Raw genomic sequence first — 20,290 nt, 5'->3', positions numbered from 1 at the left:
GAGAAGGGCAGCGAGCGAATGGCGAGAAGCGTCGCGGCGAAGAAGAGCGTGAAGCCGGCCAAATCATTACACAAGCCGTCTTATGTGCTCGACGAGCAGGTCGGCTTCATCCTGCGACAGGTCTGGCAGCGCCACAGCTCGATCTTCTCGCGCGACATCGGCACCAATCTGACGCCGACGCAGTGGGCTGCGCTGTCAAAGCTCGTCGAGACCGGGCCGTGCTCGCAGAACCAGCTTGGGCGGCTGACGTCGATGGATGTCGCGACCATCAAGGGCGTGATCGACCGCCTCACGGCGCGTGGCCTGACCGAGACGAGCCAGGATCCCGAGGATGGACGGCGCCTGCTGGTGAGCCTGACGCGCGCCGGTCAGCAGCTGTCGGAAAAGCTGGCGCCGAACGCGATCGCGATCACCCGCGAGACGCTGGCGCCGCTTGATGCCAAGGAGCGCGAACTGCTGATGGCGCTGTTGAACAAGCTGCGGTGACGACGGTCTCGTCCATGCGGTGAAAATCGGTGCCGTAGGGTGGGCAAAGGCGCAACGCGCCGTGCCCACGATCTTTGCGGCTCAAGGAGAATGGTGGGCACGCTTCGCTTTGCCCACCCTACGGCACTGTTTTCCTGATCTACTTCGTCACCACGTCCGGCACCCTGCCGGCCGGCGGCGTGTTGCGGCTGCGTTGGGTGCGCACGATGCCGTCGATGATGGTCATGCCGATGCCGGGGAGGTCGCCGAGCTGCACGCTCTCCAGAATGGTCTTGCCGGGCGAGTGCTGCGCCTTGTCCATGATGACGAAATCGGCGGAGCGGCCGACCTCGATCAGGCCGCAATCGAGCTCGCGCATCCGCGCGGTGTTGCCGGTGGCGAGACAGAACGCGATTTCCGCCGGCAAATCGCCGAGCGATGACAGCATCGAGACCATGCGCAAAATGCCGAGCGGCTGCACGCCGGAGCCGGCGGGCGCGTCGGTGCCGAGGATGACGCGATGCAGATCGCCCATCTCGCGCGCAATACGCAGCGTGAACAGGGCCGAGCGCTCATTGCCGTTGTGCACGAGCTCGAGGCCGCGCTTGCAGCCCTCGCAGATGCAGCGGATCTGATCGTCAGGCAGGGCGGTGTGGCCGCCGTTGATGTGGCCGACCACGTCGGTGTCGGCCTCCAGCACCACGTCCTTGTCGATCAACCCGGAGCCGGGGATGGAGGGGCCGCCGGTGTGGATGGTGCTCTGGATGCCGTATTTGCGGGCCCAGCCGACCATCTTGCGCGCGGTCGGGCCGTCCTTGACGCCGCCGAGGCCGACTTCGCCGAGCAGCTTGACGCCGGCCGCGGCCAGCTCCTTGAAATCCTCCTCGACCATCTCGCATTCGATCACGGGCGCACCGGCGTGAACCTTCACGCCGCCGGGCCGCAAATTCCAGAAGGCGCGCTGGGCGAAGATCGCCATGGCTTTCAGCCCGACGACGTCGCGCGGACGCCCGGGCATGTGAACTTCGCCTGCGGAAATCATCGTGGTGACGCCGCCATGCAAATTACTGTCGATCCAGCCGATCTGGTTCTGACGCGGCGTCCAGTCGCCCGCAACGGGGTGGACGTGGCTGTCGATCAGGCCTGGCGCGACCGTGGTGCCGTTGGCCTCGACGATCGTGGTCGCGTCGTCCGTGTTGAGGTCCTTGAAGCGGCCGATCCCGGTGATCTTGCCGTTCTCGGCGACGATGGTGTCGCCGTCCAAGATCGGCTTTTCCATCGCGCCGGACAGGATCAGGCCGATATTGCGGATCACGAGCTTCGAGGGTCCGGTGGCCTGGGGTGCGTCATGCGCCATGGAAGGGGCTCCTTATTCCTAACTGCAACGCTTTCGATCTTGGGCAGCCTTGACCCCGGGAGCAAGCAGGATTATTCATTAGTATACGAATGATCGTATACAAACGACGCATAGCTGCCCGCCTCGGAACCGCATTGGAAGCGACAGGGAAGGTGAGATGAGCAATTTCAATCAGGAAAGCGTTTTGAGCGTCCACCACTGGACCGACACGCTGTTCTCCTTCAAGACCACCCGCAGCCCGACCTTCCGTTTCCGCAACGGCGAATTCACCATGATCGGGCTCAAGGTCGGCGAGAAGCCGCTGCTGCGGGCGTACAGCGTCGCCAGCGCCAATTACGAGGACACCCTCGAATTCTTCTCGATCAAGGTGCCGGACGGTCCGCTGACCTCGCGGCTCCAGCATCTGAAGCAAGGCGACGAGATCATCGTCAGCCGCAAGGCCACCGGCACGCTGGTGATCGACAATCTGGAGGAGGGGCGCAACCTCTATCTCATCGGCACCGGTACCGGCCTCGCGCCGTTCCTGAGCGTGATCAAGGACCCCGAGACCTATGAGCGGTTCGAGAAGGTGGTGCTGCTGCACGGCTGCCGGCACGTGAAGGAGCTCGCCTATGGCGAGATGATCAACGAGCACCTGCCGAAGGACGAGATGCTCGGCGAGTACATCAGCAACCAGTTGATCTACTACCCGACCGTGACCCGCGATCCCTTCCGCAACCGCGGCCGCATCACCGACCTCATCACCTCCGGCAAGTTGTTCGACGACATCGGCCTGCCGGGGCTGGAAGCAGCCCACGACCGCGTCATGATCTGCGGCAGCCCGGCGCTGGTCGCCGACACCCGCGTGCTCCTGGCCGAGCGCGGTTTCGTGGAAGGCAATCACGGCGAGCCGGCCCAGTTCGTGGTCGAAAAGGCTTTTGCCGAGCGCTAGGCCCGGAATTTCTGCGTCATAAGACCGTATTTTCGCCACCGCGGGGGCGTTGCCGCGCCGATTCGGCGCGCGATACACTGTGGGAGCGAATCAGCGGAGTTCCCACATGGTTGCGGACAGCGACAGCAACATCGCCTGGCACCGGGTCCAGTTGAAGAAGAACCGCGCCGAGTTGAAGGCGCTGGAGACCGCGCGCTTCACGATGGGCGAGATTGCGTCCGCGAAGCGCGACGGCCAGACCCAGAAGGCGGTCGCGGACCTCAAGCGCAAGATTGCGCAGTCCGAGCGTGCGATTGCTGACCACGACAAGCGCACACGCCGTCCGCTCGGCACCGACATGCAAAGTCTGAGCAACGGCAGCTGGGGCCACTGGGATGCCTATACCAACCAGCAGCAACGCAAGACCGGTCCGCGCTCGCCGGGGCGCGGCTAATCCCGCTGCCCAAGAAGGGCCGGTTCCGGTCCTTGCGCCGGCGGCGTCGCTCACCATCTCGTTGAGGCGCCATCAACCGGTTCGGTGATCCCATGGCACCGCGGCTCGATTTCACCAGCGAGGCCTTCTTTCGCGATCCGCCCAGGGCTATCGCGGCCCTGCGGGCAGCCGGCCCTGTGGTCGCGACGCGCTTTCCGCTTGTCGGCGACGTCTGGATCACCACAACCCACGATGCGACCGCGCAGGTGCTGAAGGACAGCACGACCTTCACGCTGCGCAAGGAAGATGGCGACGTGGCTGGCCTGCGCTGGTGGATGCCGGGGCTGGTCAGAACTATCGCCAACAACATGCTGACGATGGACGAGCCGGATCACACCAGGCTGCGCAGCATCGTGGACGAAGCCTTTCGCCGCCGCGCCATCGTTGCGATGGAGCCGCGCATCCGTGCCATTGCGGATGGTCTGGCCGGTGAGCTGTTTGCGAAGGGCAGCCCGGCCGATCTCGTTGAGAGCTATGCGCGCATCCTGCCGCTCTCGGTAATCTCCGAGCTGCTCGGTCTGCCCTTGGCCGATCGCCCGCGCTTCATCGCCTGGGCCAATGCGATGTCCTCGCTGACGAACGTCGTCAGTTTCTTTCGCCTGCTGCTCGCGTTCCGCAAGATGCGAGCCTATCTCGAAAAGCAATTGCAGGTCGCGCGCGAGCGGGGCGGCGAGGGCCTGATTGCCGAGCTGGTCCAGGTCGAGCGCGAGGGCGGCGAGATCACGCCGGACGAAATGGTCTCGATGGTGTTCCTGCTGCTCGCGGCGGGCTCGGAGACCACCACGCATCTCATCAGCGGCTCGGTTTACGAACTCCTCGCCAATCCCGGCCTCCGGGACTGGCTGGAGGAGGATTGGAGCCGTGCCGGGCTGGCGGTGGAAGAGTTTTTGCGCTTCGTCTCTCCGGTGCAGTTCTCCAAGCCGCGTTACTTGCGGCGCGATGTCGATCTCGAAGGCGTGCGCCTCAAGAAGGGCGATCGCGTCATGGTCATGCTCGCGGCGGCGAACATGGACCCGGCGGTGCACGAGCAACCGGCGCGGCTCGATCTCGAACGCAAGCCCAACCGCCACATGTCCTTCGGCACGGGAATCCATTTCTGTCTCGGCCATCAGCTGGCGCGGATCGAAGGCGCGTGCGCGCTCCAGGCGCTGTTTACCCGCTGGCCGCGGCTCAGTCTCGCCGTCGATCCGTCACAGATCCATTGGCGCAAGCGGCCGGGCATCCGCGCGATTGCGAAACTGCCGGTGATCGCGTCCGAACGTCAGCCCGTCGATTTGCGCGATGCGACGATATCGCGCTCCCAGCCGAACACGGAGCGGCCGTCGAGATCGGGAGAGGCTGCACGTTCGCGCGCGATGTAGGTCTCGACCGACGGCCCGCTTGCGGTGCGCTCCAGCCGCCGCGCCTGGTCGTCGAGCCGCTTGATCGCCTGCATCTCCTCCTCGCGTCCGAGCTTGGCGCTTTGGATCGCGCTCTTCAGCACGCGGATGGTCTCGTCGTAGACCTTGATCGGAACGGGGTAGGGATGCCGATCCTTGCCGCCATGGGCGAGCGAGAAGCGCGCGGGGTCGTTGAAACGATAGGGCGCACCGTGCACGACCTCGGCGACCATCGCGAGCGAACGCACGGTGCGCGCGCCGACGCCGGGTGTCAGCAGCAACTCGGGGAAGTCGACCGGGCCGCGCTCGGCGGCCGCGGCCAGCGTGCCATGCAGGCGGCGCGCGAACACGTCCTTCGGCCGAACGTCGTGATGCGCGGGCATGATCAGATGCGGCAGCATGCCTTGCGCCGGTTCGAGCGCAGTCCCGGTGAGCCGCTCGAATTCGGTCAGGATCCGATCGGGGCCGAGATCGCTAAGGAGCTCCAACTGGACGTTGCGAGAGACATCGGCGCGATGGTCGGTGAGATTGACGATCTCGCCCTGCTGCGGGCCGTCGATCGCGCTGTGCGGCGTATCGACAAAACTCTTCAGCGCCTCGGAATGCCAGTGATAGCGGCGGGCCTGGCGCTTGTCGCCGTTCATGCCCTGCTGCACCACCGTCCACTTCGCATCGGCGGTGACGAAGAAGCCGTGCAGATAGAGGTCAAAACCGTCCTGCACGGCGGCGCTGTCGACCTTCGCCACCAGACGGCTGGCGCGCGTGAGGCTCACGCCGTCGAAGCCGACGCGGTCGCCGAGCTGCATCAACTCGTCCGGTGTCTTGCGCGAATGCTGGCCGCGGCCGCCGCAGACATAGATGCCGAGCTCGTCCTGCAGCGGGCCGAGCCCGTGCTTTAGCGCGCCGATCACGGAGGTCGTGATGCCAGAGGAGTGCCAGTCCATCCCCATCACAGCGCCGAACGACTGGAACCAGAACGGGTGCGACAACCGCTGCATGAACGCATCGCGGCCGTAATGATGCACGATCGCCTGCGTGACGATGGCGCCGAGCGAGGCCATGCGGCTCGCCAGCCACGGCGGAACCCGCCCGGTATGGAGTGGAAGATCGGCGCTGCCGGTACGACGAGTCATGATGAATGATAGCCGAACTCGGCTTCGATTACATCGCCATCCGTCGAATTGCGCTGCGCGAAGCGCGGCGCGGAGGATCTACTCCCGCGTCGCCTTGGTCGCGCCGCGCAAGCCCGCCTGCTGCTGGATCGTGTCCAGCGCACCGGATGACTGCTCTTCTGCGACGAAGCGGTTGAGTAAGGGAATGGCGTCTTCGCGCCCCTTCGGAATCGCGATGGCCATGTGCTCCGCGCCCCAATTGCCGTCTAGGATTTTTGCGTCCGGCATCTGGTCGGACATCTCGAACAGTGTCGGCTTGTTGGTGGCGTAGAGATCGATCTCACTGCTCCCGAACATGGCGATGGCGACCTTGACGCTCTCGGCGGGAACGATGGTGGCGTTCTTGAACTTTGCGGGCAGGGTGCGCTCGGAGGTCGAGCCTTTGGTGACGCCGATCTTCACGCCGGGTTTGTCGATATCCTCGATCTTGCCGATTGGCGAGTTCGCGGGAACGAGATAGCCGAGTTCGATCGCCAGCACGGGCCGGCTGAAGCTGACGTCGTTGGCGCGGGCCGGTGTGGCGTTGGTCACGGTGAAGTCGACGCGGCCGTCGTGGATCGCGGTGACGATGTCGGCGACACGCTGAAACCTGACATAGTCGATGCCGACGCCGAGCCGTTTTGCCAACTCGCCGCCGAGATCGTAAGCGAGGCCGTGCGGCTTGCCGGCCTGATCCGTCACCATCGAGGTCGGGCTGCCCGGATAGATGCCGACGCGCAACGTGCCGCTCGGCGCCAGCAGCTTTGCCTCGCCGTCGGCGCGCGCGGGCGCGCTGAGCAGGCCGATGATCGCGACGGCGGGAAGCGCGGTGCGCGAGAGAAACCCGGAAGAGGTCCTCATGTGAAAAACCTCACTGCGCGCGGATGTCGGCAGCCTTCAGCACCGGCTCCCATTTGGCCGCCTCGGCGTGCATGTAGGCGTCAAAGTCCTTGGCGGAGGAGCCGACGGGGGCCGCGCCGATCTTGCCGAGCGTGGAAATTACGTTCGGATCCCTTAGCGCCGCCTTCAGATCAGTCTCGAGCTTCGCCACGATCTCCGGCGGCATTTTTGCCGGCCCGAGCACGCCCCACCAGACCGAGACGTCATAGCCTGATACCCCGGATTCGGCGACGGTCGGAACATTGGGCAGCGCCTTGGAGCGTTCGGCCGAAGTCACCGCGAGTGCGCGCACCGGGCCGCCTTCGAGCTGGCCGATGGCTTCCGCGAGCGGGTTGATGCTGAGCGGAATCTCGCCGGCGATCACCGCGGTCAGCGCCGGCGCGCCGCCCTTGTAGGGGATCGGGACGATCTTGGTGCCGGACATGTGCTTGAGCAACTCGCCGGCGAGATGCGCCGAGGTGCCGTTGCCGGACATGCCGTAGGACAGTTTGTCAGGGTCTTTTTTGGCCTCAGCCAGAAGATCGCCGAGCGTCTTGTAGGGACTGTCTTTCGCCACCACGATCGCGAGCGGCGAGGAGGCGACTTCGCTGATTGCGGTAAAGTCCTTGAACGTGTCATAGGGCACGCTTGGATAGATGAACTGGTTCAGCGGATGGCCGCTCGCGACCAGGATCAATGTGTAGCCGTCGGGCGCAGCCTGCGTCAGCGCCTGCGAGGCGACGATGCCGCCCGCGCCGGGCCGGTTGTCGACCACGGGCTGGTGGCCCCAGGTCTTCGCCAGCGCCTGGCCGAGCGTTCGCGCCAGTACGTCAACCGCACCGCCGGCCGCGTAGGGGACGAGAATGTGGACCGGCTTGCTCGGATAGTTGTCGGCGGCCTGCCCGACGCTGCCTGCGAGCAGCAGGCCGGCGCCGAGCATCAAAGCGCCGATCTTCGTGTTCAAACCCAGCATTATTCAGCACTCCCTGGGGCATTCGCGTCCGCACGGTGGTCTTCCGAGCCGCTTCGGGACGCTGCCCGTGGTTTTTGTTGACGAGACCTGATCTTTTGTACGATAGTACAAATCACATGGTACGCAAGCCCACCAGCAAGGAAACGGCACGCAAGCCGAACATGCGCGAGGCGATCCTCGCCGCGGCAGAGGAGCTGTTCGCCACCAACGGCTTCAACGCCGTCTCGGTGCGTGATATCGCACAGGCCGCCGGCGCCAATCCGGGCAGCGTCACCTATCATTTCAAGACCAAGGACGGTCTGCTGCTGGAGATCTACCGGCGCCATTGCGGGCCGATGAACCTCCGCCGCTCGGAGTTGCTCGCCGCCGCCAGGCGCGTGCGCGATCTCCAGGACCGGCTGGAAGCGGTGGTGCGGGCCTATGTGCTGCCGGCCTTCACCTCGGGCAGCGATCTCGCCGGCGGCGGCGCGCGCTTCACGCGGCTCCGCGCCGTCATGTCGGCCGAGGGCAACGAGGTCGCGCGAAAGATCATCGCGCAGACGTTTGACGATACCAGCCACGCCTTCATCGACGCGATCCACGACAGCCTGCCGCATGTTCCGCGCACCGACATCGTCTGGCGCAGCCACTTCCTGCTCGGCGCGCTCTATTATTCGCTGGTGACGCCGGACCGCGTCTCGCGACTGTCGCGCGGCGAGGCGGATGGCAGCGATGCCGCCAGTGCGATCGAGCAATTGGTGCAGGCCACCGTCGCCGCGTTCCAGGCGCCGGCTCTGGATCAGGCGGCGCCGGTGCGGCGACGGACTGCTGCAAGCAGCAAGACTTGAAAGAGATCGCCCGAGGGGAGGCGCGTAACAGCGCTTCCGCTCGCAAGCGGACATGTGACGGGGTGCTTGAGGATATGAACAGGCGAGAGTGCTTGCATCTCTTGACCGGACTGGCCGGCGCCGCGCTCGCGAGCGAAGCATGCGCGCAAGGGGCCGAACCGAAGGCTATGCCGACAATCGCGCCGCCGGATCCAAAGCCCAAGACCCCATCGTTCAAGCTGCCGCCGAAATCCTGTGATAGCCACACCCACATTTTTGGGCCGGCGTCGCGCTATCCTTTCTCGGAAAAGCGGCCCTACAACACCGCCGATGCGCCGCTGGAGACGTTCCGCAGCGTCCATGAGAAGATCGGCGTCGAGCGCTGTGTGATCGTCAATGCCACCGTGCACGGCACTGACAATCGCGTCGTCACCGATGCGATCGCGCAGAGCGAGGGGGCCTACAAGGGCATCGCCAATGTCAGCGATGAGATGACCGAGAAGGAGCTGGCGGCGCTCGACAAGGGTGGCATCTGCGGCCGCCGCTTCGCCTTCCTGAAGCGCCTCGGCGGCGTCGGCGACATGAACAAGTTCCAGCGCATCGTTCACCGCGTCGCCGAGCTCGGCTGGCACATCGACGTCTATTTCGAGCCGGGCACGATCGCCGAATTCGCGCCGATCCTCACCGCGCTGCCGACGCCTTACGTGATTGATCACATGGGGACGGTTCAGGCGGGGAAGGGGCTCGAAGATCCCGGCTTCACTGCGCTGCTCGACCTCCAGAAGAAGGATGAGAAGTGCTGGATCAAGATTACCGGCCTCGAACGTGCCTCCGCCGCCGGCAAGCCGTTCCACGATGCCGTGCCGTTCGCCATGGCGCTGATCGACAATGCGCCGGAACGTGTCATCTGGGGCACCGACTGGCCGCATCCCAACGTCAGGATCATGCCGAATGACGGCGATCTCGTCGATCTGATCCCCCTCTACGCGCCCGACAAGGCGATCCAGCAGAAGCTGTTGGTCGATAATCCCGCGCGCCTGTTCAAGTTCGGCTGATGAATATGATATACACGCCGACCATTCCGCCGCCCGATCCGAACACGCGCACGCCGAAATTCAAGCTGCCAAAACTGTCCTGCGATGCGCATTGCCACATCTTCGGGCCCGGCGCGAAATACCCTTATACGCCGGACCGCTCCTACACGCCGCCGGATGCGCCGCTGGAAGACTTCAAGGTCTTGCACGCCAAGCTCGGCGTCGAGCGCGCCGTCATCGTCAATGCCAGCGTGCACGGCATCGACAACACGGTGGCGCTCGATGCCATCGCGCAGAGTAACGGTGCCTATCGCGCGGTCGCCAATATCGACGACACCATCACGGAGCGCGGGCTCCAGGTGCTGCACAATGGCGGCTTCCGTGGCTGCCGCTTCAATTTCGTCCGCCATCTCGGCGGCGTTCCCGACAAGAGCGTGTTCAGTCGCGTCATCGCCATGGTGGCGCCGCTCGGCTGGCATATCGATCTGCATTTCGATGCGATCGATCTGCCCGAATATGCCGACATGCTGGCAAAACTGCCGCTGAGCTACACCATCGACCACATGGGACGGGTGAAGGCCTCCGAGGGGCTCGACCAGCTTCCCTTCAAGATCTTGATCGAGCTGATGCAGCGCGACGAGAAGTGCTGGGTCAAGATCTGCGGCTCGGAGCGCGTGTCCTCCGCTGGTCCGCCCTTCACCGACGCCGTGCCGTTCGCGCGAAAAATCATCGAAACCGCGCCCGACCGCGTCATCTGGGGCACCGACTGGCCACATCCCAACGTCAAGGCCATGCCGAATGACGGCGATCTCGTCGATCTGATCCCGCTGTTCGCGCCGGAGCCGGAGTTCCAGCAGCAGATCCTGGTCCGCAACCCCGCGCGCCTGTTTGGATTCGACGAATGACCGCGATGGCGATCGACAAGCCGCGCGGGCGCGCCTGGTGGAAGGAGCTCTGGATCCAGGTGCTCATCGCCATGGTGGCCGGTATTGCGCTTGGCATTATCAATCCCGAGGCGGGTGCCAAGATGCAGCCGCTCGGCGATGCCTTCATCAAGGCGATCCGGATGCTGATCGCGCCGATCATCTTCTGCACCGTCGTGCACGGCATCGCGCACATGGCCGACATGGCGCGGGTCGGGCGCGTCGCCGTCAAGGCCATCGTCTATTTCGAGATCATGACCACGATCGCGCTGATCATTGGTCTGATCGCGGTGAATGTGCTCAAGCCCGGCGCCGGCATGAATATCGACCCCGCCAGCATCAATGCCAGCGCGGTCGAGCCTTACGTCAAGCAGACCGCCGTGATCGGCTTCGTGCCGTTCCTGATGAACATCGTGCCCGCGACATTCATCGGCGCCTTCGCCGAGGGTAACATCCTCCAGGTACTGTTCATTTCGGTGCTGTGCGGCTTTGCGCTGGTGCAGCTCGGCGAGCGTGCCGCGCCGCTGGTCAATCTGATCGACATCGCCGCGAAGATGGTGTTCGCCGTGGTCGGCTTCGTGATGTGGGCGGCGCCGATCGGCGCGTTCGGCGCCATCGCCTTCACGGTCGGCAAGTTCGGCGTGGGATCGCTGGCCTCGCTCGGCAAATTGCTCGGCGGGTTCTATCTCACCTGCGTCATCTTCATCATCGTGGCGCTCGGCCCGGTGGCGCGGCTCTGCGGCTTCTCGCTGCTCAAGCTGATCCGCTACATCTGGGAAGAGCTGCTGATCTGCATCGCCACGACATCGTCCGAGACGGTGCTGCCGCGGATGCTGACCAAGCTGGAGAAGGCCGGCTGCGAGCGCAGCGTCGTCGGACTCGTGATCCCGACCGGCTATTCCTTCAATCTCGATGGCACCTGTCTTTATCTTGCCGCTGCTTCGGTGTTCCTGGCGCAGGCGACCAACACGCCGCTCGGGCTCGGCGAGCAGATTGAACTGCTGCTGATCCTGCTCGTGACGTCAAAGGGCGCGGCGGGCATCGCGGGTGCCGCCTTCGTCGTGCTGGCGGCGACGCTGTCGGCCACTGGCACGATTCCGGTGACGAGCGTCGCGCTGGTGCTCGGCATCCATCGCCTGATGTCGCAGGGGTTGACGCCGACCAATCTGATCGGGAACGCGGTAGCGACCATTGCGATTGCCAAATGGGAAGGTGCGCTCGATCACGAGCGCTTGAGGCGCGTGCTCGACGGCGAGGAACCTGCGGTCACCGCGGCTTGATGAAGTGCCTTCCTGCATGACGCAGGCAGCCTATGATGTTGACGAACGAAGGAGGAGAGTTCTCCCATGAAAACAGGTCTCGTGGTCACCGCCCATCCCGGCGACTTCGTCTGGCGCGCCGGTGGTGCTATCGCGCTGCATGCGAAGAAGGGCTATCGCATGAAGATCGTATGCATGTCCTTTGGTGAGCGCGGTGAGAGCCAGTTCGCCTGGAAGGAAAAAGGCGCGACGCTGGAATCGGTCAAGGCCGGCCGCAAGGACGAGGCGGAGCGGGCAGCAAAGCTGCTCGGCGCCGAGATCGAGTTCTTCGATTGCGGCGACTATCCGCTGAAACTCACCGAAGCGCATTTCGACCGCATGGTCGATATCTATCGCGAGCTCAATCCGAGCTTCGTGCTGACGCATGCACTGGAAGACCCCTATAATTTCGATCATCCCAACGCCGCGCATTTCGCGCAGGAGACCCGCGTGGTCGCGCAGGCGATGGGCCACAAGCCCGGTGCGCAATACCAATATTCGGCGCCGCCGGTGTTCCTGTTCGAGCCGCACCAGCCGGAGCAGTGCAATTACAAGCCGGACGTGCTTCTGAAGATCGACGAGGTCTGGAAGGAAAAGTACGAGGCGTTCCAGATCCTCGCTGCGCAAAAGCATCTCTGGGGCTATTACGAACGCGTCGCGCTCAACCGCGGCATCCAGGGCAGCCGCAACACCGGCGTGCCCATGACCTATGGCGAGGCCTATCAGCGCCTGTTCCCGACGGTCGCGGAGGTGCTGGCATGAAGCCGGTCGTCGTTCGCAACATCAAGCGTGCTGATCCAGCAGGGATGGCGGAGTACGGCGTCTCGACCGTACACGAGGCCTATGGCCGTGTCGGCCTGATGAAGCCTTATCTGCGGCCCGTCTGGGCGGGCGCGGCGATTGCCGGTCCCGCCGTCACCGTGCTGGCGCAGCCCGGCGACAACTGGATGATCCATGTTGCGGTCGAACAGTGCAGGAAGGGCGACATCCTCGTCGTCGGCTGCACCACCGACAATACCGATGGCATGTTTGGCGAGCTGCTGGCGACGTCGCTGCAGGCGCGCGGCGTGCAGGGGCTGATCATCGATGCCGGCTGCCGCGACGTCAAAGCGCTGCACGGAATGAACTTTCCGGTGTGGTCGCGCGCGGTCTCGGCCAAGGGCACGGTCAAGGCCACGCTCGGCTCGGTCAACGTTCCCGTGGTCTGCGCCGGCGTCAACGTCGATCCCGGTGACATCGTCGTCGCCGATGACGACGGCGTCGTGGTGGTGCCGAAGCGTTACGCCGCCGAGGTCGCCGAGAAGGCGAAGAAGCGCAACGCCGACGAGGGCGGCAAGCGCAAGCGCCTGGCCTCGGGCGAGCTCGGTCTCGACATGTACAGCATGCGCGAGGCGCTGGCGAAGGCCGGGCTTGTCTACGTCGACACTCCCGAGGACGTCTAAAGCAAAGCGGAGCGGGCGGATGGATCGTCTCAAGCTGAAGGCCGTGCTCGGCAGTCACCCGCACGTTAAGGCGGTGAAGAGCGGCGAGCTCCGCTCCGACCTCTTCGATCTCGACTTCATCGAGTACGCGCCGACCAACGCGGCGTTCAAGCCGATGGTGCGCGAGCAGGCGTTTGACGTCTGCGAGATGGCGATCGTCACCTATCTGATGGCGAAGGCGCACGGCAAGCCGCTGGTCCTGCTGCCGGCGACCATGATGGGCCGCTTCCAGCATTCCTATGCGCTGTACAATCCTGAAAAGGGAACGCTGGGACCTTCCGATCTCGAAGGCAAGCGCGTCGGCATCCGTTCCTTCACCACCACGACTGGCGCATGGATCAGGGGCATCCTCGCCAACGACTACAGCGTCAATCTCGACAAGATCCGATGGGTGACGTTCGAGGATCCGCATGTCGCCGAATATGTCGACACCACCGAGCGCGCGCCGAAGGACAAGAAGGTCCTGCAGATGCTGCTCGGCGGCGAGGTGGATGCCGTCCTCGGCGAGACCTCTGATAATCCCAAGCTGAAATCGCTGTTTCCCGATCCGGCTGCGGAGGCCGCCAGATGGTACGCGCGCCGCGGCGTCGTGCCGGTCAATCATCTCGTGGTCGTGACCGAACGGCTCGCAAAATCGCGCCCCGATGTGGTCGCTGGCGTTTATGATCTGCTCAAGCGGAACAAGGCGCAGGTAGGACCGGCGGCAACGCCCGACTTCGTGCCGTTCGGGATTGAGGCGAACAGAAAACCGCTGGAGCTGATCGTCGACTACGCATTCCAGCAGGCGCTGATCCCGCGTCGCTATGCGGTCGAGGAGCTTTTCGATGCGACGACACGAGGACTGAATTGATGTCAGATCCAAAGCGCTGGCAGATCGGGCTGGTTGGCTATGGTGAGGTCGGCAGGATCCTGGCCGAGGACCTTCGGCGTCAGGACATCAAGGTCGCAGCCTACGACATCAAGCTCGGCAGCGAGCAGGGCGCGTCGCTGACGGAGCATGCGACGAAGTTCGGCGTGAAGCTCGCGGCGTCTCACTCTGAGCTGACCGCGAAATCCGATCTTATTATCTCAGCCGTCACCGCGAGCCAGGCCGTTTCGGTCGCAAAGACCTGCGCGGCGGCGATCAACCAGGGCACCTGGTTTCTCGACTTCAACTCGGCCTCGCCGGGCGCCAAGCAGCGCGCGGCGGCGTTGATCGACGGGGCGGCGGGGCGCTATGTCGAGGGCGCCGTGATGACGTCGGTGCCGCCTTATCGGATCAAGGTGCCGCTACTGCTCGGCGGTCCCGGTGCGAAGGAGCTCGAGCCGATGCTGAATGTGATCGGCTTTGCGGCGAAGGTTGCGAGCGACAAGCTCGGTGTGTCCTCGGCCGTGAAGATGTGCAGGAGCATCATGATCAAGGGCCTCGAGGCCATGGTCATCGAGAGTTTTACGACCGCGCGCGCCTATGGTGTCGAGGACGCGGTGCTGGCCTCGCTCACTGAGACCTTTCCATCCATCAATTGGGAGAAGCAGGGCGCCTATTTTTTCCAGCGCGTGATCGAGCATGGCCGGCGCCGTGCCGAGGAGGTGCGCGAGGTCGCCGAGACCGTGCGTGAGGCCGGGCTGACGCCGTGGTCCGCGCAAGGCACGGCCGAGCGTCAGGCCTGGGTTGCCGATCTCGCTGACCAAGGCCTGTTCGGGGTGAAGGGTACCAAGGAATTCGCCCGCAGCGCGGATTGGCGCACCGAGGCGGATCGCATTCTGGCGAAGATCAAGCGTCAGAGCTGAACGCGTCCGCTCAACTCAGGATCCTAACATCGCCGCGATAGCCGGAGATTTCGTCGCGGGCGGCCTCGATCAAAACGATCAGGCTATTGGCCTCGCGGACGACGTCCTTGGTCCGCGCGGTGCGAAACTCGGTCAGGATCATGCGAATGCACTTGTCGGCGGTATCGAGCGTCCACAGCGCGTGGGCCATGTCGTCCTGCGAATGGATCGCCGAGATATCGAGGCCCGACAGGACTTCACCGATGCCGTTCAATCGCTTGACGGCGGTCTCGGCGGGCGTGCTGGCCCGGATGGATTGATAATCAATGCTGCTGAATGCGCTGAACATATCCATAACTTCCCCAACGAACGCAGACGGTCAGTGCGCACGTCGCAGTATGATTGGTGCTGCCTTTCTCGCAATGCGTTGGGCTACGGTCCGGGATTCTACCGGGCTCGGACTGGCGGTAAAATCGGGTCGGAAAGGTACGATGATCAGCGATTTTTCCCGACAACCGTACCGTTAGACGCGACGAGCATACCTGCCTTGTACACAGCCCGCCCCTGCGGCGCTGCGACCACAGCCTCCGGAACGTGTTCCGCATTCAACGTCACGAAATCAGCCTTGGCGCCGACGCGCAGGCCATAGCCGTCGAGCCGTAGCGCCTTGGCGCCGGCCTCGGTGACGACGTCGAATGCGACGCGCAATTCCTCGTCGACGTTGAAGCCCGAACGATAGCCGAGGGTCGTTGCCCTGCGCAGCATGTCGCCGTCGCCATAGGGCCACCAGGAATCGCGGATGTTGTCGTTGCCGCTGAATACGGTGACGCCGGCATTGCGTAGCGCCAGGATCGGTGGGAAGGCGCGAGCGCCGGGCGCATTCGTCATGATCGCGACGCCGGAGCGGGCGAGGGTGTCGGCGGCTGTCCTGAGCTGATCTGCGGATATATCGCCAAGCCCGTAAGCGTGGCTGATGGCGACATGGCCCTCCATGCCGAGCGCGCGCGTGCGCGCTGCGATCTGCTCGATCTCGAAAGCGCCGAGCGTGCCCATGTCGTGCAGATGAATGTCGACGTCGACGCCGTGCTTGGTGGCGACGCCAAACACCACATCGAGGTGCTTCTCGACATCGCGGTCGAAACTTGCGGGATCGAGTCCGCCGACGAGGTTCGCGCCGAGCCCGATGGCTTCGTCGAGCAATTGCGGTGTGCCCGGGCTCGCCAAAATGCCGCTCTGGGGAAAAGCGACGAGCTGGATGTCGATCAGGCCGCGATATTCCTCGCGCACGCGCAAAATCGTCTCCAGCGACTTCAGGCCGACCGAGCCGTCGACCATGACGTGGCTGCGCATCTGCGTGCTGCCGTGGCCAATGCAGAGATCGAGCTGGTTGCGCGCCCGCTCGTCCATCGGCGCAGCCGCGGCCATGTTCTGGGCCTGGAAGGCCACCCGCTCATGCACGTTGAATCCGTCAGTGCAGGGCTTGTGGGGACGCCAGGCGTCACCATAGAAGCTGGTGTCGAGATGGATGTGGCCTTCGACGAAGCCGGGGACGACGAGGGCGTTGCCGAGATCGACCGTCTCGGCACCGCCTTCGGGCGCGTCAACCGGCAGCAGTGCGGCGATGCGGCCGTCCTTGACCGCGATGTGATGGCACGCCCCGCCGTCGAAGCGGGCGTTCAGGAAGATCTTGTCGAAGGCCATCCGGTTGCTCCGTTGGTCGATTTGGAGTTGTGCGAGCGGTTCAGTTCCACGGCTTCAGCAGCGTCGCTCGCTTCCGCTCAAAGGTCTGTCGGCCACTCTTGAAGCCCATCAGGATATCCGGCAGCTCGGCGATGGCGAAGCGGCTGTCCTGCGTGTCGAGCACGACGAGATCGGCGGACTTGCCGACCGCGATGCCGTAATCCCTGAGGTTCATCAGTCGCGCGGGCAGTTCGGTGACGAGATCGAGGCAGGTGTCGAAGTCGCCGACGGCGGCATGGGCGACATTGGCGTAAAAGTTCGCCATCCGCAGCAGCGAGGCATCGCCGAACGGCGTGAAGGGATTGAGCACATTGTTGGTCGCGACCGAGCAGACGATGCCGTCGCCGGCGAGTTTGTGCGCGAGCGTCAGGCCGCGTGGAGCGTTGTGGGTGGCCTCGCGTCCCATCAAATAGAGATCGGTCGCGGGTAGCACGGTGACGGCGATTCCGGCCTTCGCCAGTTGCGTGGTCGCCGCTTTCAGCCGTTCCGGCGGCAAGGCCGAGAGTTTTGTGGCATGTCCGATCGCGACGCGACCACCGTAGTTGCGCTGTTCGGTCTGTCGGCAGACCTCGTCGAGATGCGACCAGGAGGGATCGAGATCGAAGTCGAGATGGAGATCGACGTCGAGGTCGAATTGCTGTGCGAGGTCGAAGATACGCGCGAGATGCGCGTTTGGGTCGGTGTCGGTATAGGGGCAGCCGCCGATCGCGTCGGCGCCGTCGCGCAAGGCCTGGACCAGCAGTTCTTCGCTGCCGGGATCGTTGGTCAGGCCCTCCTGCGGGAAGACGCAAATCGACAGATCGATCGCCCAGGCGTAATCGCGCTTGAGCCGCTTGATCGCCTCGAAGCTGCGCAAGCCGACGCGCGGGTCGATCTCGACATGGGTGCGCATCCGCGTCGTGCCGTGGACGATCGCGCGCTCGAGCACTTTTGAGCCGCGTGCATAGACGTCGTCAACGCGAAAATCCCGCTTCATCACCGAGACGGCACGGATGGCATCACCCAGCGTGCCGTGGATGTGCCCGCAGCGTTCGAGCAGGCAGGCCTTGTCGAGATGGATGTGGGTGTCGACGAAGCCGGGCAGAGCCAGCTGCCCGCCGAGATCGACCTCGACCGCCTCGCAGGCCAGCCTGGGTTCGATTGCGGCGATCCGTCCGCTCTTCACGCCGATATCGACGGGCGTAGGGGACGACCGCAATAGGGCGTTGCGGAAGATCAGGTCGAAGGCGGTCTGGGAGGTCATGGCAGGAATCTGGCTCGTGAGCTCATGGCAGGCGGCGAGGTCTTGGGTGCGTGGCAATGTAGCGGAGACGAAGGGCCCCCCGCCATATCGAAAGCCGGGATAGCTGATAGACGCAGGCTGGTCTGGCGGCAGGCCCGCGCCTGCGCTACTAACCGCTCGATTGCGCCCGGCATGGAGGCGCAGCCCGCTTTCAGGAGCTCCCGATGCGTCTACCCGCCGTTCTCTTGGCCGTCACCTGTTTTGTCGGCGCAGCGTCCGCTGATAATCTGTCGGGCACGCTTCAGAAGATCAAGGAGACCAAGAAGATCACGCTGGGCTATCAGGAAGCCTCCGTGCCCTTCAGCTATCTCGACGGCAACCAGAAGCCGGTCGGCTTCGCCATGGATATCTGCCTCAAGATCGTCGACGCCGTGAAGAAGCAGCTCGGCATGCCCGACATTGCCGTCGACTATCTCGCCGTGACCTCGTCGAACCGCATTCCGCTGATGGTGAACGGCACGCTCGACCTGCATTGCTCGGCGACCACCAATAATGCCGACCGGCAGAAGCAGGTCGCCTTTACCAACACGCACTTCCTCAGCGCGACGCGGTTCGCGGCCAAGAAGGCCGCGAAGATCAACACCATCGACGATCTCAAGGGTAAGGCGGTCACCGCGGTCGCAGGCTCGGTCAATCTGAACCAGCTCGCCAAGGTCAATACCGAACGCAATCTCGGCATCAAGATCATGCCGGCCGTGGATCAGGCCGAAGCGTTCCTGCTGCTCGAGACCGATCGCGCGCAGGCCTACGCGCTCGACGACGTCCAGCTCGCGGTCGCCATCGCGCGTTCGAAAGAGCCGGCGCTGTTCATGATCAGCGAGGAGGCCTTCTCGAAACCAGAGCCCTTCGGGATCATGCTGCGACGGGAGGACGCGCCGTTCAAGGCACTGGCCGATCGTGCCACCGCAGAGCTCTATGCGAGCCCGGAGATCGAGGTGCTCTACAGGAAGTGGCTGGAAGCGCCGACCCCGCCAAACGGCATCAACTACAATGTTCCGATGTCGACAGCCTTGCGCAACGCCTTCAAGAACCCGAGTTCGAGCGCTGATCCCGACGTGTATCTGGTGAAGTGAGGCGAGGGCGCTAGCGCGTCCGCGGCGCGTCGAGCAACTGGCCCGCCAGCGCCGCGCCGATAGCCGCAACAGCTGCCATCGCAAGCGCCCACGGGACGAACAGCCGATGACCAATCAGCGCGCCGCTCAGCAGCGGTGCGCTGATATTCGCACCCGACATCAGTGACTGATTGAGCCCCATGATCATGCCCTGGCGGTTGATGGCGGTCGATCTTGACAGCTCCGCGGTCAGGGTGCTGCGGGCGAACATCGTGCCGACGATGATCAGCGTCAGGTAGAGCGCGAGCAGGCTGATATTGCTGCCGGCCGCGAGGCCGGCAAATCCAAGGCCCATACAGGCGAACGCCGCCATGACGATGCTGCGGTCGGAGGCGACGAGGTTCGCCCGCGTGATCAACAGGCCCTGGACCACCATGTTGATGAAGCCGGCATAGGCAAACATCCAGCCGAGCTCACGCGCGCCGAAGGGATGCCCGTCCCAGGAGAACCGGGCCGAAAGGAACAGGCCGATCTGCGACAGGAACATCGAGTTGACGAAGAAGAACACGATCAGCAGACCGAGCAGTCGCCAGGCGTAGCGCATGCCGAACAGGCTGCGCAGCAGCGTCGGCTCCGGCACGCGATGCTGGTAGAGCGGCTCGGACGCTGGATGGTCCGGCGGAAGCAGGGCGATGGTCGCCAGAATGCTGACCAGCGAGAGAGCGGCCGCGGCCCATACCGGTGCGGTCTGGCCGTAATGAACGAGGAAGCTCGACAGCGCAGGTCCCAGCAACAGCCCGGTTCCAATCGCGCCGCTGGTCATGCCTAGCGCCTGCTTGCGCGTCGCCGGCGCGCTGTGCTCGGCTGCATAGGCATGCGCGACCGAGATGTTGCCTGACGTCAGGCCATCGATGATGCGGGCGAGAAACACCAGCGTCAGATTGCTGGCCAGCGCGAGCAGAACAAATCCAATCAGGGTTCCGATCTGGCTGACGACCAGCACTTTGCGCCTTCCGTAGCGGTCGGAGAGGATACCGACCACGGGACCGGCGATGAGCTGGCAGGCAGCATAGACCGAGATCAAGGCACCGATCAGGAATGGCGTCGCGCCGAGCCGCTGCGAATAGAACGGCAGCAGGGGCAGGATGATGCCCATACCCGTGGCATCCACGGCCACGACGACAAAGGTCGGGACGAGCGAGAGCGCGCTCTCGGTCGCGATCGCCTGCGGTGCCTCTGCCGCGGAACCCGGGCCCATATTGCGTTGTCCTCGTTCGCTTTTGCGTGATCGATCCGAATATGCGGGATTATATAGTTG

At 64.3% G+C, this 20,290-nt stretch carries 21 protein-coding genes; 13 read left to right on the top strand and 8 right to left on the bottom strand.

What is annotated here, in order from left to right; all coding sequences use genetic code 11:
* The first annotated feature begins 18 nt into the window (after positions 1 to 18).
* The gene (locus tag ABIA96_RS10695; protein ID WP_354136995.1) at positions 19 to 486 is read left to right on the top strand and encodes a MarR family winged helix-turn-helix transcriptional regulator; all 468 of its coding nucleotides are present in this window, start codon (positions 19 to 21) and stop codon (positions 484 to 486) included.
* Between the two features lie 139 nt (positions 487 to 625).
* On the opposite strand, the gene ABIA96_RS10690 is transcribed toward ABIA96_RS10695, so the two are convergent.
* Positions 626 to 1,822, bottom strand: coding sequence for an amidohydrolase family protein (locus ABIA96_RS10690; RefSeq protein WP_354136994.1), 1,197 nt, complete (start codon positions 1,820 to 1,822; stop codon positions 626 to 628).
* Positions 1,823 to 1,979: 157 nt separating this feature from the next.
* On the opposite strand from ABIA96_RS10690, the gene ABIA96_RS10685 reads away from it, so the two are divergent.
* The 3 genes from ABIA96_RS10685 to ABIA96_RS10675 all read left to right on the top strand — a co-directional run bounded on the left by ABIA96_RS10685 (position 1,980) and on the right by ABIA96_RS10675 (position 4,586).
* Positions 1,980 to 2,753 carry a ferredoxin--NADP reductase gene (locus ABIA96_RS10685; RefSeq protein ID WP_354136993.1) on the top strand — a complete coding sequence of 258 codons (774 nt, stop codon included), beginning with the start codon at positions 1,980 to 1,982 and terminating at the stop codon, positions 2,751 to 2,753.
* Between the two features lie 106 nt (positions 2,754 to 2,859).
* Positions 2,860 to 3,186, top strand: coding sequence for a hypothetical protein (locus ABIA96_RS10680; RefSeq protein WP_354136992.1), 327 nt, complete (start codon positions 2,860 to 2,862; stop codon positions 3,184 to 3,186).
* Positions 3,187 to 3,278: 92 nt separating this feature from the next.
* Positions 3,279 to 4,586, top strand: a complete 1,308-nt coding sequence (locus ABIA96_RS10675; protein ID WP_354136991.1) for a cytochrome P450 — start codon at positions 3,279 to 3,281, stop codon at positions 4,584 to 4,586.
* On the opposite strand, the gene ABIA96_RS10670 is transcribed toward ABIA96_RS10675, so the two are convergent.
* The 3 genes from ABIA96_RS10670 to ABIA96_RS10660 all read right to left on the bottom strand — a co-directional run bounded on the left by ABIA96_RS10670 (position 4,487) and on the right by ABIA96_RS10660 (position 7,607).
* Entirely contained in the window at positions 4,487 to 5,737 is a 1,251-nt protein-coding gene (locus tag ABIA96_RS10670; RefSeq protein ID WP_354136990.1) for a DUF763 domain-containing protein, read from the bottom strand. The two genes, ABIA96_RS10675 and ABIA96_RS10670, sit on opposite strands and share 100 nt — an antisense overlap.
* 78 nt (positions 5,738 to 5,815) lie before the next feature.
* Entirely contained in the window at positions 5,816 to 6,616 is an 801-nt protein-coding gene (locus tag ABIA96_RS10665) for an ABC transporter substrate-binding protein (protein WP_354136989.1), read from the bottom strand.
* A 10-nt stretch (positions 6,617 to 6,626) separates the two neighbouring features.
* Positions 6,627 to 7,607, bottom strand: a complete 981-nt coding sequence (locus tag ABIA96_RS10660; RefSeq protein WP_354136988.1) for a tripartite tricarboxylate transporter substrate binding protein — start codon at positions 7,605 to 7,607, stop codon at positions 6,627 to 6,629.
* Positions 7,608 to 7,723: 116 nt separating this feature from the next.
* Between ABIA96_RS10660 and ABIA96_RS10655 the strand changes: the two genes are divergently transcribed.
* The 8 genes from ABIA96_RS10655 to ABIA96_RS10620 all read left to right on the top strand — a co-directional run bounded on the left by ABIA96_RS10655 (position 7,724) and on the right by ABIA96_RS10620 (position 14,919).
* Complete coding sequence (locus ABIA96_RS10655; protein WP_354136987.1) at positions 7,724 to 8,434, top strand: TetR/AcrR family transcriptional regulator; 711 nt, start codon at positions 7,724 to 7,726, stop codon at positions 8,432 to 8,434.
* A 74-nt stretch (positions 8,435 to 8,508) separates the two neighbouring features.
* The gene (locus ABIA96_RS10650) at positions 8,509 to 9,468 is read left to right on the top strand and encodes an amidohydrolase family protein (protein ID WP_354136986.1); all 960 of its coding nucleotides are present in this window, start codon (positions 8,509 to 8,511) and stop codon (positions 9,466 to 9,468) included.
* Positions 9,468 to 10,352, top strand: a complete 885-nt coding sequence (locus ABIA96_RS10645) for an amidohydrolase family protein (protein ID WP_354136985.1) — start codon at positions 9,468 to 9,470, stop codon at positions 10,350 to 10,352. The genes ABIA96_RS10650 and ABIA96_RS10645 overlap by 1 nt, the downstream gene beginning before the upstream one ends.
* Positions 10,349 to 11,650, top strand: coding sequence for a C4-dicarboxylate transporter DctA (dctA, locus tag ABIA96_RS10640; RefSeq protein WP_354136984.1), 1,302 nt, complete (start codon positions 10,349 to 10,351; stop codon positions 11,648 to 11,650). The genes ABIA96_RS10645 and dctA overlap by 4 nt, the downstream gene beginning before the upstream one ends.
* Positions 11,651 to 11,716: 66 nt before the next feature.
* A complete protein-coding gene (locus tag ABIA96_RS10635; protein WP_354136983.1) occupies positions 11,717 to 12,430 on the top strand; it encodes a PIG-L deacetylase family protein in 714 nt (237 codons plus the stop codon).
* The gene (locus ABIA96_RS10630) at positions 12,427 to 13,110 is read left to right on the top strand and encodes a 4-carboxy-4-hydroxy-2-oxoadipate aldolase/oxaloacetate decarboxylase (protein ID WP_354136982.1); all 684 of its coding nucleotides are present in this window, start codon (positions 12,427 to 12,429) and stop codon (positions 13,108 to 13,110) included. The genes ABIA96_RS10635 and ABIA96_RS10630 overlap by 4 nt, the downstream gene beginning before the upstream one ends.
* Before the next feature lie 19 nt (positions 13,111 to 13,129).
* A complete protein-coding gene (locus tag ABIA96_RS10625) occupies positions 13,130 to 13,999 on the top strand; it encodes a substrate-binding domain-containing protein (RefSeq protein WP_354136981.1) in 870 nt (289 codons plus the stop codon).
* On the top strand, positions 13,996 to 14,919 hold the full coding sequence (locus ABIA96_RS10620) for a DUF1932 domain-containing protein (RefSeq protein WP_354136980.1): 924 nt from the start codon (positions 13,996 to 13,998) through the stop codon (positions 14,917 to 14,919). The genes ABIA96_RS10625 and ABIA96_RS10620 overlap by 4 nt, the downstream gene beginning before the upstream one ends.
* Before the next feature lie 10 nt (positions 14,920 to 14,929).
* Here the strand turns inward: ABIA96_RS10620 and ABIA96_RS10615 are convergent, their stop codons facing one another.
* The 3 genes from ABIA96_RS10615 to ABIA96_RS10605 form a co-directional block, all read right to left on the bottom strand.
* Positions 14,930 to 15,247 (bottom strand): hypothetical protein, encoded by a 318-nt coding sequence (locus ABIA96_RS10615; RefSeq protein WP_354136979.1) that lies wholly within the window; start codon positions 15,245 to 15,247, stop codon positions 14,930 to 14,932.
* A 146-nt stretch (positions 15,248 to 15,393) separates the two neighbouring features.
* Positions 15,394 to 16,599: an amidohydrolase family protein gene (locus ABIA96_RS10610; protein WP_354136978.1), complete on the bottom strand. Its 1,206-nt coding sequence runs from the start codon at positions 16,597 to 16,599 to the stop codon at positions 15,394 to 15,396.
* 40 nt (positions 16,600 to 16,639) lie between these two features.
* Positions 16,640 to 17,881 carry an amidohydrolase family protein gene (locus ABIA96_RS10605; protein ID WP_354136977.1) on the bottom strand — a complete coding sequence of 414 codons (1,242 nt, stop codon included), beginning with the start codon at positions 17,879 to 17,881 and terminating at the stop codon, positions 16,640 to 16,642.
* 203 nt (positions 17,882 to 18,084) lie between these two features.
* Between ABIA96_RS10605 and ABIA96_RS10600 the strand changes: the two genes are divergently transcribed.
* The gene (locus ABIA96_RS10600; RefSeq protein WP_354136976.1) at positions 18,085 to 18,993 is read left to right on the top strand and encodes an amino acid ABC transporter substrate-binding protein; all 909 of its coding nucleotides are present in this window, start codon (positions 18,085 to 18,087) and stop codon (positions 18,991 to 18,993) included.
* Between the two features lie 10 nt (positions 18,994 to 19,003).
* Here ABIA96_RS10600 and ABIA96_RS10595 read toward each other — a convergent pair whose 3' ends face one another.
* Positions 19,004 to 20,230, bottom strand: a complete 1,227-nt coding sequence (locus ABIA96_RS10595; protein ID WP_354136975.1) for an MFS transporter — start codon at positions 20,228 to 20,230, stop codon at positions 19,004 to 19,006.
* Positions 20,231 to 20,290: the final 60 nt, after the last annotated feature.

Source organism: Bradyrhizobium sp. LB11.1, assembly GCF_040549385.1.
Taxonomy (GTDB): Bacteria; Pseudomonadota; Alphaproteobacteria; order Rhizobiales; family Xanthobacteraceae; genus Bradyrhizobium.
The sequence above is the reverse complement of the archived record's forward strand: the minus strand, read 5'-3'. Positions and strand labels throughout refer to the sequence as shown.